At 70.6% G+C, this 14,874-nt stretch carries 12 protein-coding genes; 6 read left to right on the plus strand and 6 right to left on the minus strand.

Annotation, left to right across the window (positions count from 1 at the left end):
• Window positions 1–21 precede the first annotated feature (21 nt).
• Window positions 22–1,062: a cytochrome d ubiquinol oxidase subunit II gene (locus tag AOK11_RS23765; RefSeq protein WP_055595786.1), complete on the plus strand. Its 1,041-nt coding sequence runs from the start codon at window positions 22–24 to the stop codon at window positions 1,060–1,062.
• 85 nt (window positions 1,063–1,147) lie between these two features.
• Here the strand turns inward: AOK11_RS23765 and AOK11_RS23770 are convergent, their stop codons facing one another.
• The 4 genes from AOK11_RS23770 to AOK11_RS23785 all read right to left on the minus strand — a co-directional run bounded on the left by AOK11_RS23770 (window position 1,148) and on the right by AOK11_RS23785 (window position 6,483).
• Window positions 1,148–2,728 (minus strand): GMC oxidoreductase, encoded by a 1,581-nt coding sequence (locus AOK11_RS23770; protein ID WP_055595767.1) that lies wholly within the window; start codon window positions 2,726–2,728, stop codon window positions 1,148–1,150.
• 174 nt (window positions 2,729–2,902) lie between these two features.
• Window positions 2,903–3,385: a gluconokinase gene (locus AOK11_RS23775; RefSeq protein WP_055595787.1), complete on the minus strand. Its 483-nt coding sequence runs from the start codon at window positions 3,383–3,385 to the stop codon at window positions 2,903–2,905.
• 329 nt (window positions 3,386–3,714) lie between these two features.
• The gene (locus AOK11_RS23780) at window positions 3,715–4,623 is read right to left on the minus strand and encodes a cyclase family protein (protein WP_055595768.1); all 909 of its coding nucleotides are present in this window, start codon (window positions 4,621–4,623) and stop codon (window positions 3,715–3,717) included.
• Window positions 4,624–4,662: 39 nt separating this feature from the next.
• Window positions 4,663–6,483 (minus strand): glycoside hydrolase family 15 protein, encoded by a 1,821-nt coding sequence (locus AOK11_RS23785; RefSeq protein ID WP_055595769.1) that lies wholly within the window; start codon window positions 6,481–6,483, stop codon window positions 4,663–4,665.
• A gap of 384 nt (window positions 6,484–6,867) precedes the next feature.
• Here AOK11_RS23785 and AOK11_RS23790 point away from each other — a divergent pair, with 384 nt between their 5' ends.
• The 5 genes from AOK11_RS23790 to AOK11_RS23810 all read left to right on the plus strand — a co-directional run bounded on the left by AOK11_RS23790 (window position 6,868) and on the right by AOK11_RS23810 (window position 12,867).
• Entirely contained in the window at window positions 6,868–7,821 is a 954-nt protein-coding gene (locus tag AOK11_RS23790) for a DUF389 domain-containing protein (RefSeq protein ID WP_055595770.1), read from the plus strand.
• A 246-nt stretch (window positions 7,822–8,067) separates the two neighbouring features.
• On the plus strand, window positions 8,068–8,988 hold the full coding sequence (locus AOK11_RS23795) for an aldose 1-epimerase family protein (RefSeq protein WP_055595771.1): 921 nt from the start codon (window positions 8,068–8,070) through the stop codon (window positions 8,986–8,988).
• A 239-nt stretch (window positions 8,989–9,227) separates the two neighbouring features.
• On the plus strand, window positions 9,228–11,006 hold the full coding sequence (locus tag AOK11_RS23800) for a cation:proton antiporter (RefSeq protein WP_055595772.1): 1,779 nt from the start codon (window positions 9,228–9,230) through the stop codon (window positions 11,004–11,006).
• A 257-nt stretch (window positions 11,007–11,263) separates the two neighbouring features.
• Window positions 11,264–12,613 carry a chloride channel protein gene (locus AOK11_RS23805; RefSeq protein WP_055595773.1) on the plus strand — a complete coding sequence of 450 codons (1,350 nt, stop codon included), beginning with the start codon at window positions 11,264–11,266 and terminating at the stop codon, window positions 12,611–12,613.
• A 68-nt stretch (window positions 12,614–12,681) separates the two neighbouring features.
• Window positions 12,682–12,867 (plus strand): hypothetical protein, encoded by a 186-nt coding sequence (locus AOK11_RS23810; protein ID WP_055595774.1) that lies wholly within the window; start codon window positions 12,682–12,684, stop codon window positions 12,865–12,867.
• 15 nt (window positions 12,868–12,882) lie between these two features.
• Here AOK11_RS23810 and AOK11_RS23815 read toward each other — a convergent pair whose 3' ends face one another.
• Together AOK11_RS23815 and AOK11_RS23820 are read right to left on the minus strand one after the other, a co-directional pair.
• The gene (locus tag AOK11_RS23815) at window positions 12,883–13,311 is read right to left on the minus strand and encodes a DUF6892 domain-containing protein (RefSeq protein ID WP_055595775.1); all 429 of its coding nucleotides are present in this window, start codon (window positions 13,309–13,311) and stop codon (window positions 12,883–12,885) included.
• Between the two features lie 87 nt (window positions 13,312–13,398).
• A complete protein-coding gene (locus AOK11_RS23820) occupies window positions 13,399–14,838 on the minus strand; it encodes a GH1 family beta-glucosidase (protein WP_055595776.1) in 1,440 nt (479 codons plus the stop codon).
• Window positions 14,839–14,874: the final 36 nt, after the last annotated feature.

The raw sequence follows: 14,874 nt of genomic DNA on the forward strand, positions 1-14,874 counted from the left end.
CACCCCCGGGGGTGAGTGAAGATGGCCGAGGTCATCGCCTGGGTCCTGGTGCTCGCGATCGCCGCCTACGCCTGTGCCGGGGGCACGGACTACGGCGCGGGCTTCTGGGACCTCCTGGCCGGCGACGCGGAGCGGGGCAAGCGGGCCCGCTGGCTGATCGACCACGCCATGGCACCGGTCTGGGAGGCCAACAACGTCTGGTTGATCTTTGTCTTCATCATCATGTGGACCGGCTTCCCGACGATGTTCCAGGCCGTCTTCGAGGCGATGTGGCTGCCGCTCGCTCTGGCCGCCGTCGGCCTGGTGCTCCGCGGCGCCGGATTCGCCCTGCGCAAGCCGACCCGGCGACTTGCCCAACGGCGTGTCTACGGGGCAGCGTTCGCCATCTCATCGCTGCTCACGCCCTTCTTCCTCGGGGCGGTGCTCGGCGGCATCGCTGCCGGTCGGGTCGCGGTCGGGACGACCGCCTCCGCGGACGCCTGGGCCAACCCGACCTCCGTCCTCACGGGCCTGCTGGCGATTGCCGCCACCGCGTTCCTCGGGGCGGTGTTCCTCTGCTCCGACGCCCGGCGGTTCGACGCCGACGACCTCGTCGACTACTTCCGCCTGAGGGCGCTGTTCGCTTTCGCCGCGGTCGTCGTCCTCGCACTCGTCGCCCTGCCCGTCACCCACGACGACGCCCGGCACGTCTGGGAGGGGCTCACCGGTGGCCTGGGCCTGCTGCTGATCGTCCTGGCCGCATTCTGCGGTCTGGCCACGGTGCTGCTTCTGGTACGCCGGTCCTACGGCTGGACCCGCTACACCTCGGTGGCAAGCGTCGCCCTGACCGTCGGCGCCTGGGGCTTCGCACAGCGGCCCTACATGCTGCCCACCTCACTGACGGTGGCCGAGGCGGCCGGCGCCACTCACACCATGCGCTGGCTGGCGATCGTCACGGTCATTGCGATCGTTCTCGTCGGCCCCGCGCTGGTGCTCCTCTACCGACTCGACACACTCGGAGAGCTGGAGCCGCTCACCGACGCCGACACCCGGGCCGCCGGAACACCCGGGGACAACCTGTAGCGGAGCTCCGGTTCAGGAAAGGACGGAGCCGGCGGCGGGTGGGCTCGCCACCCACCGCCGGCTTCTTCGTGGCGTTCCCCACCCTTCAGCGCAGCCGCGCGGCGATGTGGTCGCCGACCCGCAGGGCGTTGGCGATCGCGGTCAGGGACGGGTTCACCGCGCCGATGCTGGGGAAGAAGCTCGTGTCCACGACGTAGAGGTTGTCGAGGTCGTGGGCTTTGCAGTCGACGTCCAGGGCCGAGCTGCCGGGGTCGGTGCCGAACCGGACCGTGCCGGCCTGGTGGGCGGTGGCCCCGATGGGCATGCCCTTGTGGAGGTAGATGCTGTGCGGCAGCAGGTGGTGTTCGTGCATGCCCAGGTGCCCGAGCATCCCTTTGAGCTTGTGCTGGAGGCGCTCGAGCCCGGCGATGTTGTTCTTCTCGTCGAGGGCCAGGTGGATGTCGCCGTTCCTGTCGAGGGTGACGCGGCTGTCGGCCAGCGGCAGGTCCTCCCCACAGAGCCAGAAGTCGACGGCGTGGTGCGCGAGCATCTCGAACGGCATGTCCGGGGCGACCGCGCCGGCCCAGCGCGGTGCCTCGCCATGGATCTGATCGGCGTCCGACTTGCCCAGCATCTGGATGCCGCCGAGCGGGAAGTCCCAGTCGTCCGCCCCGAGGTACCAGTCGTTCAGCGCCAGTGTCTTCTGGAACTTGGTGGGGTTCGGTTCCTTCGACACGGCCATCAGCGCCAGGTTGTTGTGCCGCATGTAGTGGCGCCCCACCACGTCCGAGCTGTTGGCCAGGCCGCCGGGGTGCTTGTCGTTCGCTGAACGCAGCAGCAGTGCGGCGGAGTTGACCGCCCCGCAGGCGACGACGACGATGTCGGCGCTGAACCCCTCCGTCGACCCGTCGCCGAGTTCGGCGACGACACTCGTGACGGTGCGCCCGGTCGGGTCGGTCTCCAGACGCCGGACGTTGGCGCCCGTCACCATCGTGACGTTGTCGTACGTCAGCGCCGGGTCGACGCAGATCACCTGGGCGTCGGACTTCGCGCCGATCAGACACGGGAAGCCGTCCACCCGGTCGCAGCGGATGCACACGCTGTCATGGGTGGCCCGGCCGTTCTCGTCCTGGGTCAGGTTCACCCCGATGGGAAGGTGGAAGGGGTTCAGCCCCTTCCTCTCCAGGTCGTCGCTGAGCTGCTGGATGCGCGGCTCGTGCTCCACCGGGGGGTACGGATACTGGCCGCCGGCCGGGCCTTCCGTCGGGTCCTCACCGTGTCGTCCGTGGACGAGATAGAGCTGTTCCGCCTGGGTGTAGTACGGCTCCAGGTCCTCGTAGCGGATCGGCCAGGCCGGCGAGATGCCGTCGTGGTGGCGGAGCTCGCCGAAGTCCTCCGGACGGAGGCGGAAGAGCGCGGCGCCGTAGAACTTGGTGTTGCCCCCGACGTAGTAGTTCACTTCCGGGGGGAACGCGTTGCCGTGCTTGTCGTACCAGAACTCGGGGGCGCGGTACTTGCCCTTGACGAAGACGGCGGTGGACTCCCAGTTGTCCCGCTCCCGCGGCAGGTAGTCGCCGCGCTCCAGGATCAGGATCCGTTTGCCGGTGGGGGCCAGTCGGTGGGCGAGCGTGCCGCCGCCTGCTCCCGTACCGATGACGATGACGTCGTAGTGCTGATCGTCGGCCATGTCGAGGTCCCGTTCTCAGGAGTCGTTTGCTGCGCTGGTTGCAGCGACGCCCAGCAGGCCCCCGTGCTGCACCGTGCCGGACACGCAGCCTCGCCGTGGAGACATGCGTGCCCCTTCGAAGCTAGGGGGCGGTCCCGTGAGCGGCGACCCGCCGGGAGCCGAACGGGTGGGCGTTCACCTGAGGGCCCGCACGGCGTCCGCCGCCCGGTCGACGATGGACTGCGGGTCGGCTGCCGCGTCGACGGTCAGCCCCGGCTCGTCCGGCCGCAGCGGTTCGAGGGCGGCGTACTGGGAGGCCTCCATCCGGGCCGGCATGAAATGGCCCACGCGTCCGGCGACCCGTCGTTCGGCGGACGCCCGGTCGATCGCGAGGTGCAGGAACCACACGCCGGTGCCTGCCTGGCGGAGCAGGTCCCGGTAGTCCGACTTGAGGGCCGAACAGGCCATCACGCCGCCTTGGGCCGCGGTCGCCTGCCGGATCCAGTCGGCGAGGGACAGCAGCCACGGCCGGCGATCCTCGTCGTCGAGTGGATGGCCCGCGGCCATCTTCGCGCGGTTCGCGGCCGGATGGAGGTCGTCCGCCTCCAGGAAGGGCACCATGAGCCGCTGCGCGAGCAGTCCGCCCACGGTGGACTTCCCCGAGCCGGAGACACCCATGACCACGACGACCGTGGCCGCCTGTGGGGTTGTTCGCACGACGTTCCTCCGAGGTGGACCCTGTCCGACCGATACCTGTGTTGGCGACGGATCCGAACACCGTCTTGACCGCAAATTACGTGAGCTGCGGCGACGCGACCGGGGGACCTGCTGGTCAAACGCGTGATCTCGGGAACGGGCCGCGCGCCGGCGGCGGCCGGGAGCTGTCGCGCCACCCATGTCCGCCAGGCGCCTCCGACAGCCACGACGGTGCGCCACCCGGTCGGGGAGCCACTGGAGAACATCGCGCTGCCCCGCAAGCCCTGAACCCGCCCTCGGGTCCGTGGACCTCAGAGGACGGCGATCGGATTGACCGGTGAACCGGTGGCGTCCGGCAGCCTCAGTGGGGCGATCACGCAGAGGAACGACCAGCGCCCCTCCGCCTCGCAGACCGGTGCCAGGCCCTCGAACTGCAGGTAGTCCAGCAGATGAAGGCCCATGGCGTGGACGGCCAGCACATGCACGGGGAAGTCGATGCCCTCTGCGGAACTCGGGGCGGTGTCGTTGTTCCCGTCACCGCCGAGTACGGCGACCCGCCGCTCCGCCAGGAACTCCAGCGCGGACGGATGGAGCCCCGCGCGCGCCTCCGCCGCGTGCCAGGCGCCCAGCTCGGCGCGGCGTCGGCGGTGACCGACCCGGACGAACAGGAGGTCGCCCTCGGTCACACGCACCTGCTGGGCGGTCTCGGCGAAGCCGAGGTCGTCGGCGGTGACGTCATCACCCGGTTCGAGCCACGGCACGCCGCGCAGCCGCGGGATGTCGAGCAGCACGCCGCGTCCGACGATCCCGTCGCGAGCCACCTCGACGGAGAGCGCCGTGGCGCCGTCCGGCCCGACGCTGTCCGTGGCCACACCGCCGTGCAGCGTGCCGTCGTAGATCACGTGGCACAGCGCGTCGATGTGGCTGTCGGCGTCACCGTGCACGTTCATCGCGAAGCTGTCCTTCGCGAAGTGCAGCCCGCTCGAGAAGTCCTCCTCCGGCTGACGGCGCATCCGGTGCCTCGCCGGCTCCGGGTTGTCGGGACCCGGCGACGTCTCCACCGGCGCGGCGAGCGTGATCGTCCGGCCGGCACGCACCTCGCGGGTGGCGGCCAGCACCCGGTCAGGAGTCAGTGAGTCCAGAGCGCCCCGGTCGCCCCCGGCCCACGCCGTGCGCGAGGCCAGGCGCCGGTACAGCGCGTCGAACTCGGCCTTCGTCATCCGTGATGCCCCTGACGGACGGGCATGCGTGACCATGGGTCAGCGCCCGTGCTCCGCGTCGAGTGCCTCGTCGAGGGTGATGGCGGCCATGATGAGAGACAGGTGGGTGAACGCCTGTGGGAAGTTGCCCAGTTGCTCTCCACTCGGACCGACCTCCTCGGCGAACAGCCCGACGTGGTTGGCGTAGGTCTGCATCTTCTCGAAGGTGTAACGGGCCTGGGACAGCCGCCCCGCCCGCACCAGCGCGTCGACGTAGAGGAAGGTGCACAGACTGAAGGTGCCCTCCGAGCCGCGCAGCCCGTCCGGCGATGCCGCCGGGTCGTAGCGGTAGACGAGGCTGTCGGAGACGAGCCTGCGGTCCATCGCGTCGAGCGTGGAGAGCCACGCCGTGGCCCGGGGAGCGATGAACCCGACCCTGGGCATGAGCAGCAGCGAGGCGTCCAGGACATCACCGTCGTAGTGCTGGACGAAGGCGCGCTCCTTCTCGTTCCAGCCGCGCTTTACGATCTGGTCGAAGACGGCGTCCCGCGCCGTGCGCCATCGTTCCAGATCGGCAGGCCTGCGGAAGAACTCGGCCAGGCGCAGCCCGTGGTCGAAGGCGACCCACGACATCACCCGGCTGTAGGTGAAGTCCTGGCGGCCGCCGCGGGTCTCCCAGATGCCCTCGTCCGGCCGGTCCCAGGCGTCGGCGAACCAGTCCAGCGTCCTGGCAAGCGCCTGCCATCCCTCGAAATTGGCCTGCGGTGCGATCTCGCGCCCCTGGGCCACCGCATAGAGGGCCTCGCCGTATATGTCCAGCTGGAGCTGATCGGCGGCGCCGTTGCCGACGCGGACGGGGTAGGAGCCGCGATAGCCCTCGAAGTGATCGAGTGTCTCCTCCGGCAGATCGGGATTGCCGTCGATCCGGTACATCGTCTGGAGCGGCTCTCCCTCCTTGCCTGCGCGCTCGCACAGCCTGTCCACCAACCAGTGGACGAAGGCGGTGGCCTCCTCGACGAAGCCGAGGTCCAGCATGGCCCGCACGGACAGCGAGCCGTCGCGTATCCAGGTGAACCGGTAGTCCCAGTTGCGCTCTCCGCCGACCTGCTCGGGCAGGCCGGTGGTGGCCGCAGCGATCAGGGCGCCGGTGGGTGCGTAGGTGAGGAGTTTGAGGGTGATGGCCGAGCGGTGCACCAGCTCGGGCCACCGTCCTCGGTAGCGGGACCGGCGCAGCCAGTGCTGCCAGAACTGGCCGACTTCCTCGATCTGCCCGTTGAGCCCGTCGACCGTGGGGGGTGCGGGCGCCTCGCCGCCGGACGCGCAGACGGTGAACACGGCGCCGCCGGACTCCCCGGCGTTCAGCGTCACCTTTCCGCGCACGTCCTGACCGTCGCGCTGCAGCGGGAAGGTGGACTGCAGGTGCCCGTCGATCCCGGGGGCCCGGAACAGAGCGCCGTTCTCGCCCAGTTCGAGCTCGTGTTCGGCCCGGCCGTAGTCGAAGCGCGGCCGGCACTCGAGGGTGAAGTCGACCGTCCCCCGCACGGCACGGACCCCGCGGATCAGGGTGTGCCGGTCAGTGGCGGTTCCGGTCCGGTCGGGGGGCATCAAGTCGATCACCTCGCCGACCCCGTCCGGTGACATGAATCGGGTGACCAGGATGGCGGTGTCGGGGTAGTAGAGCTGTTTACAGGTCCCGTCGGGGTGTTCGGGGGCCAGCCGCAGGTACCCGCCGCGGTCGTGGTCGAGCAGGGCGGCGAAGATGCTGGGCGAATCGAACCTGGGAGCGGCGAACCAGTCGACGATGCCCTGCGACGAGACGAGCGCGGCGGTCTGCAGGTCGCCCACCAGGCCGTGTTCGGCGATGGGAGGGTAGCGGTCCATTGCTGCTCCGAAGTCTCGGAAATACCCCTCAGTCCACTATCCGGCATCCCTGTCGCCCCTGCCATGTCGACATGGTCGAAGGCCACCTGCCCAAGGGACCACTGACGACAGCCCGCGGGCCGCCACTCGTACGGCGCAACCACGACCGGCCCCACCTGGCGCCGTGGCCGGCGCCGCGTCGGGGCCGCGTCGGGGCCGCGTCGGGGCCGCGTCGGGGCCGAAGCCGCCTCGGCCGCCAAAGCCGAGCACCGCCCTTCGGCTTGCCGTCCACCCTCCTGGGGGGTGTTACTGGCTGTGGTCGGCCGGGTGCAAGACGGTCCGATCCCGGCGTACGGGCACCGCGGCACTCCCGTTCGGCCGTCGGCCGAGCGACGGAGGCTGTGGATGGAGCTGATTCATGTCCGACTGGTGAGCCCGGTCGATCTCACCCCTCGGGTGATCGGTCTGCTCACCGGTGACCGCTATGTATTCAACCTGGTTGTCCTTCCCGGACTGGCGCAGAACCCCGACGGCCATGCGATCGAGTGCGACATCCTGGCGGGTGCGGCCAACGCCGTGCTGCGCGGTCTGCGCGAGCTGGAACTCGACCGCCGCGGGTCCATCGTCATCGAGCCGGTCGAGATGGCCTTCTCCGGCACCGCGGCCGAGGCGGAGCAGCAGCAGCTCGGAGCGCTCGCGCACGCGCCCGTCTGGGAGGAGGTCGAAGCGCGCATCCGCGCCGAGGGCACCTATCTGCCGAGCTTCTACGTCTACCTGGTCATCGCGGGCGTCATCGGGGCGGTGGGCATCATCACCAACTCCCAGATCCTGATCGTCGCGGCGATGGTCGTCGGACCGGAGTACGGCGCCATCACCAGCGTCGCGCTGGGCGTCAACCATGGAAACCGCGCCAGGATCCGGCAGGGCCTCTTCGCCCTGACCGTGGGATTCCTGCTGGCCATCCTCGTGACCTTCCTGTTCTCGTGGGTGATCCGGGGCCTCGGCCTTCAGCCCAGGGCATTCGAGCTGGGCATCAGACCGGTCTCCACACTGATCGACGCCCCCAACGCCTTCTCGGTCATCGTCGCGGTCCTGGCCGGCATCGTCGGGATCATGTCGCTGACGCAGGCCAGGACGAGCGCGCTGCTGGGCGTCTTCATCTCGGTCACCACCATCCCCGCCGCCGCCGACATCGGCGTCTCCTGCGCGTTCGCCAGCTGGAGCCAGGCGCGCGGATCCCTGATCCAACTCCTGCTCAACATCGTGCTGCTGATCGTGGTGGGCGTGCTGATGCTCAGATTCCAGCGGGCTGTCTGGCAGTACATCGGCCGACGCAGCAGGCACTCCGGCGGCGGATGAAGCCGCTGCCCCGTCCGGGAGCGGCACATCGCCGATGTGCCGACCGTTCTGCTGCCGGGCAAAGCGGTGGCTCCGCTGCCTGTGGCTCCAGTGAGCGAACATGCGGGGCGATTCCGCCCGCGGGAACGTGTCGCGCTTGACCGGGCCCGTGACGGGCCGCACGCTCCCGACGAGGAGGCCGAGACCGCAGGCCACCATGACGCCCACGACCGAGAACGTCGGCCGGGCGGACCGAGGAGGCCACACGTGCAGGAGAGCCGCACCGGACGGCAGCTGACCCTGCGCCATGGCGCACACAGTGCAGTCGTCGTCGAGCTCGGCGCGGCGCTCCGGTCGTACTCGATGGGTGAACGCGCCGTGGTCGACGGTTTCGCCGCACAGGGCCGGATCACCGGCGGGCGCGGCCAGATCCTGGTGCCGTGGCCCAACCGGATCCGAGACGGCCGGTACCGCTGGGACGGGCAGGACCTCCGACTGCCGCTCACCGAGCCGGAGGGCGGCAACGCCATCCACGGACTGCTCCGGTGGACCTCGTGGCAGGTCGTGGAGGCGAGCGACGACCGGGCCGTCCTGGACGTTTCGCTCTGGCCGCAGCCGGGCTACCCGTTCCATCTCCACGTCCGCGCCGAGTACGCCCTGAGCGAGAGCGGACTTGAAGTCGCCGTCACCGCGCGCAACCTCGACACGAGCACCGCGCCCTACGGCTTCGGCCAGCATCCCTATGTCATGGCGGGCACAGCTGACGTCGACCAGTCGGTGCTGACCGTGCCCGCCCGGACGTGGCTGCGCACCGATGAGCGCGGCCTGCCCGTGGCCGCCGAGCCGGTCGCCGGGACGCCGTACGACCTGCGTACGCCACAGACTGTCGGAGCGCGCCGGCTGGACACCCCGTTCGGCGACCTCGACCGGGATGCGGACGGGCGGGCCGTGGTCCGCCTGGCCCACCCGTCGGGCGCTGTCGGTACGGACGTGTGGCTCGGTGAGGGAGCCGACTACCTGCAGCTCTACACCGGCGACACCCTCCCACCGGGGGAACGCCGCCGCGCGATCGCCGTCGAACCGATGAGCTGCCCGCCGGACGCCTTCCGCAGCGGCACGGGGCTCGTCGGCCTCGGCCCGGGCGAGCAGCACACCGTCCGGTGGGGGATCACGCCATGGGGGAAATGACGGCACCGTCATGGCAGGACCTGACCCTCATGAGGTCGAGGAGCGCCCTTCGGCGTGGGCCTCCGAGGGATTCACCGCACACGTACAGCCCTGGGGCCGGTCGCCGCAGCCGCGGCCGTGGTCATGCGGGCCAAGATCGCCACCGCCGTCTCGTGGGGCCGCGCTGTCCCCGCTCCCCGCTTCCGGCTGCCGGCAAGAGCACCGAGCTGACTCATCACCACGCACCGTAGGGGTCACCCGTGACGACGAATCAGGTGCTCACCGGAGTGGGCCTGATCCTGGTCCTCGCCGTCGGATCGCAGATCCTGGCCGGCCGCCTGCGCATCCCCTCCCTCATCGTCCTGCTGCCCGTCGGCTTCGCCGCCGGAGCACTGATCGACGACGTCGACCCCGAGCGGCTCCTGGGGCCGGCGTTCTCACCGCTGGTGTCGCTGGCCGTCGCCGTGATCCTCTACGACGCAGGGCTCGGGCTGAACCTGGAAAGGCTGAAGGGACACACCCGCCGCGTCGTCGTCAGGCTGATCTGGATCGGAGTACTGGTCACCTGGATCCTCGCCGCACTCCTCGCCGCACCGTTGCTGGACATGTCCCAGCAGGCGGCCATCATGATCGGCGCGATCCTCGTGGTCTCGGGGCCGACGGTCGTCGGACCGCTCCTCAGCTTCGTGCGGCCCAAGGACCGGCTCCAGCACCTCCTCGTCTGGGAAGGCTCCCTCATCGACCCGGTCGGAGGCATTCTGGGAGCTCTGGTCTTCCATGCGGTCACGGCCGTCATCCACCACCGACCCGGCACCGTAGCGGCGGACTTCCTCGCCAGCGTGGGCATCGGAGTGGCCGGCGGAGTGGCCGGGGCGGCTCTGCTGTGGGGGCTGTTCCGGATGCTGCGTCTCGGCGAGGTGCTCGGCACCACGGCGCAGCTCGCCGCGGTGATCGGGGTAGCGGCGCTCTGCGATGTGCTGCGCGACGACACCGGACTCATCGCCGCCGTGATGATGGGCCTGGCCATCGCCAACCTCCCCGGCATCGACGTCCCGGCGCGCCGCCCGTTCTTCGAGACCCTGATCAGCCTGATCCTCGGCCTGCTCTTCATCTCCATCTCGGCCACCGTCACACCACAGTCGCTGCGCCATGTGGCCCTGCCCGCACTCGGGCTCGCCGCGTTTCTGGTGCTGGTCGTCAGACCTCTGGTCGCGGCTGTGTCCACCCTCGGCACGGACCTGACCCGCGGCGAAAGGGCGTTCATCGGCTGGATGGCGCCCCGCGGCATCGTCGCGGCCGCCACCGCGTCGACGTTCTCGGCCGGCCTCGCCGCCGACGGGATCGGCGGCGCGTCGAAGATCCTCCCCGCCACGTTCGTGGTCATCGTCGCGACCGTGACGCTCTACGGCCTGACCGCGTCCCCCGTGGCCCGGCTCCTGGGTGTCGTGCGCCCCTCCCGATCGCGTCCGCTGCTGGTCGGCGGCGACCCGTGGGTGGTCGACCTCGGTGTGGCCCTGAAGTCAGCGGGTCTGGAGGTCTTGATGTGGGCAGGGCAGGAGCAGCAGCGCGAACGCATCAGTCAGGCCGGGATCGAGCTTGCGCCCGGTGAACTACTGGCCGCCGTCACGGGCCAGGGCCCGGAGCTCGAGGGCATCACCGCGGTGTTCTTCCTCACCGCCGAGGACGACTTCAACGCACTGGCGGCAACGATTCTGCGCGGCAGCGTGGAAGGGGCGGTCCACCACCTCGGCGCACCGCCCGAGAGCCACGGCGTGGTGGCGCCGTTCATCGGTGGCGAGGTCCTGTTCGGCGCGGATCTGACCTGGCAGACCCTCTCCCGCAGATACGAGCACGGGGCGAGCCTGCTGGCGCAGCCCGCCGGCAGCGCGCGGCCACCCGACAGCGATCTGCTGTTCCTCGTACGACCGGACGGCCGCCTCGATCCGGTCACGGAAACCGGCACACCGCTGCCGGATCCGGGGGACACGGTCGTCCTGCTGGCCCCGGGCATACAGGGTGCCGCACGTCCGCCGGAGTAGGCAGGCCGCTGCTCACGCAGGTGCCGGACGAACGCGCCTTGCCCGGATGAGGTGGCGCACCGTCAGCGGGTGCGTCCTCCGTCGGCGCCGGCCCGGCGGGCTCCGTGCTCCCCGCATGGACGGCCTGGGAATGCCGACGTCAGGACCGTGTGCCAGCGTGAAAAACGCGCCCGGGGCGGGTCACGGGGCGGTAGCGGTTCGCTGAGGGCAGCCGGTGAGACCTCTTATCGGGTCCGCGTCACGAGGAGGCAAGACGCATGCCGGACGCCAAGGCGGGACCAGCGGACGCGTCGCTGCCGGATCCGTCCACGATCCTCCGGAGCCGCGGTTACCTGGTGCTTCTGCTGATGGCCGCGCTGGTCGGCGTACCGGTGTCCGCGGTAGCGTTCGGCTTCCTCGCGCTGGTCAACGAACTCCAGCCGATCCTCTACACCGATCTGCCCGAGGCGCTGGGCTTCCACGGCACGCCGCCGTGGTGGCCGCTCCCCCTGCTCGCCGTCGGGGGACTGCTCGTGGGGCTTACCGTGCAGTATCTGCCGGGGCACGGAGGCCACGAACCGTCGGGCGGGCTCAAGACCTCCGGCACGCCCACACCTGTCGAGCTTCCCGGCATCCTGTTCGCCGCCCTGGCGACTCTGGCCTTCGGCGCGGTCCTCGGACCGGAAGCGCCTCTCATCGCTCTCGGCGGCGGACTGGCCGCGGGCGCCGTGCGCCTCGTCAAACGTGACGTCCCGGAACAGGTGAGCGCGATGATGGGCGCGGCGGGCAGTTTCGCGGCGATCAGTTCTCTGCTGGGATCACCCCTGCTCGGCGCGTTCCTCCTGATGGAGGCTTCGGGGCTCGGTGGGGCGACGCTGGCCCTGGTGCTGGTGCCCGGCCTGCTCGCCGCGGGCATCGGCGCACTCATCTTCATCGGCCTGGGATCCTGGACCGGGCTGGGCACCTACTCGCTGGCACTGCCCGACTTGCCCCAGGCCGCGACACCGACCGTCGCGGAGTTCGGCTGGGCGCTGGTCATCGGACTGTCGGCCGCCTTCGTGGGCGTGGGAATCCGACGGCTCGCCGTTCGCCTGAAGACGCGGGTCGAACGTCGGCGTGTGCCGGCCACGGTGGTCCTGGGCCTGGTCGTGGCGGGATTGGCGATCAGCTATGCGGAGGGCACCGGCAAGCCCGCGACCGACGTGTTGTATTCGGGCCAGTCGGCGCTGGGCCCACTCCTCTCACAGAGCACCGCGTATTCGATCGGGACACTGTCGCTGCTGGTGTTGTGCAAGAGCCTGGCCTACTGCGCTTCGCTCAGCAGTTTCCGGGGAGGCCCCGTCTTCCCCGCGATGTTCGTGGGCGCGGCGGGAGGCATCCTGCTCTCCCACGCCCCGGGTCTGTCCCTCGTCGCGGGGTTCGCCATGGGCGTCGGCGCGATGAGTACCGCGATGCTCAGACTTCCGTTGGTCTCAGTCCTGCTCGCCACCCTGCTGCTCGGGTCACAGGGGCTCACGGTCATGCCGTTGGTGATCGTCTCGGTCGTGGTCGCGCATGTCGCGTCCGCCAGGCTCACACCTCCTCCTCCCCCGGAGCCGGAAGGCGAACCGAGGCCAAGCCGACAGTAGTCCTAGGCAGTTTTGTGCCGGGCAGGCCGGCGACGCGCCCGCCTGCCCGGACGTGCTGGCCCGCCTGCGTGTTCCCCTCCACGTGGGCGGCCCCGCACCAGGCCGGACGCGGTCCCGGCGGAAAGGCGTACTCCTCCCGCGCGATCCGCGACCACCTGCGCAAGCGCGGCATCGCCACCCGCTACGAGAAGGCCGCCGCCATCTACCCGGCCGGACTCCACCTTGCGGGCGTCTTCCTCCGGTCCACCCGCTGATCCGAACAAAACCGCCTAGTCGGCCGTGATGTCCCGGCTCTCGAGGACGCCCGCCAGGTCGGGGCCCAGGAACTCCGAGCCCAGGACGCGGCGGAGGTTCGGGAGGAGAACGAGGTCGTCGAGGGAGGTGATGTCGAACAGGTCGTCCTCGCCGTCCCAGACCGGTGCGCACTCCTGGTACACCTGGTTACCGCCGTCCATGCACAGTTCCTCGACGCCGGCCAGGAGTTCGTCGCTCAGCTCCAGCGACTCGAAGTACTCGCGCGCCTCCGGCACCACCTTGTACGCCAGGTCGTGCTCCTGGGCGTACTCCCAGGGGTCGTCGCCGAGCCCCTTCTCCTTCAGAACGCCGGCCAGACTGAACTGCGGGGTCAGCTTCTCGTCGATGTACATGAGCTGCTCGATGACGACGAGCTTGAAGTTGAAGTCCTTGAACCGGGCCATGGGGACGACCCTATGGCACCGTGCGAACGCTCCTCCCCCGCCTCCGGTGCGGCACCCGCGCGGGTGCCGCACCGGGTCGGCCCCGGGTCAGGCTCCGGGGAGGACGCCGCTGCGGGCCACCTCGGCGTACCAGCGGGCACTGGCCTTCGGGATGCGGGTACCGGTCGGGTAGTCCACGTAGACGGCGCCGAAGCGCTTGCTGTAGCCGTGCGCCCACTCGAAGTTGTCCAGCAGGGACCACAGGAAGTAGCCGCGTACGTCCGCGCCGTCCACGATGGCCCGGTGGACGGCGGCCAGGTGGCCGCGCACGTAGGCGATCCGCGCGGGGTCGTTGACCTGGCCGGAAGGGTCGGCGTAGTCGTCGAACGCCGCGCCGTTCTCGGTGATGTACAGCGGCAGCCGCGGGAAGTCGGCGGCCAGGCGGCGCAGCAGGTCGTACAGGCCGGTGGGGTCGACGGCCCAGCCCATGGCGGTGGTCTCGCCGGGCGGCTGGTGGAAGGCGACCTTGTCCGCGCCCGGCCAGGGGCTGTGGGCGCTCCTGCCGTGTCCGTCGGAGGTGTGGGTGCCGCTGCCGTCGGTCGCGGAGACGACGGTGGGGGTGTAGTAGTTCACGCCGAGGAAGTCCAGCGGCTGCTGGATCTGCCGCAGGTCGCCGTCGCGCACGAAGGACCAGTCGGTCAGTTCCGCGGTGTCCTTGAACAGGTCCTCCGGGTAGGCGCCCTGCAGCATCGGACCGGTGAAGACCCGGTTGGCGAGCGCGTCGATGCGCCGGACCGCGTCGGTGTCGGCGTCGCCGGCGGTGAGCGGGCGGACCTGGTGGATGTTGAGGGTGACCGAGCACCGGGCGTCGGCGGGAAGGCGGTCGCGCAGTGCCTGGACGGCCAGACCGTGGGCCAGGTTGAGGTGGTGGGCGGCGCGCAGGGCGGCGACCGGGTCGGTGCGGCCGGGGGCGTGCACGCCGGAGCCGTAGCCGAGGAAGGCGCTGCACCAGGGCTCGTTCAGGGTGGTCCAGGTCTTCACCCGGTCACCCAGGGCGTCCGCGGCGAGGGCCGCGTACGCGGCGAACCGCTCGGCCGTGGCACGCTCGGGCCAGCCTCCGGCGTCCTCCAACTCCTGTGGCAGGTCCCAGTGGTAGAGGGTGGCGACGGGCTGGATGCCCTTGTCCAGCAGGTCGTCGACGAGGCGCCGGTAAAAGTCCAGGCCCTTCTGGACGGCGGGGCCGCGGCCGGTGGGCTGGATCCGGGGCCAGGCTAGGGAGAAGCGGTAGGCGCCCAGGCCCAGTTCGGCCATGAGGGCGACGTCCTCGCGCCAGCGGTGGTAGTGGTCGGTGGCGGTGTCACCGGTGTCACCGTTGCGGACCCGGCCGGGGGTGCGGGCGTAGGTGTCCCAGATGGACGGTGTCCGGCCGTCCTCGGCGGCGGCCCCCTCGATCTGGTAGGAGGCGGTCGCGGAGCCCCAGAGGAAGCCCTTGGGGAAGGTGAGGGCGGCGTCCGGGGCGGACGCGGTCTGCTGTGCTGCGGTGACCACGTAAGTCCTTTCGGGGTGGTGGGGGTGGTTCGCGGG

The organism is Streptomyces hirsutus, from assembly GCF_001418415.1.
Lineage (GTDB): Bacteria > Actinomycetota > Actinomycetes > Streptomycetales > Streptomycetaceae > Streptomyces > Streptomyces hirsutus.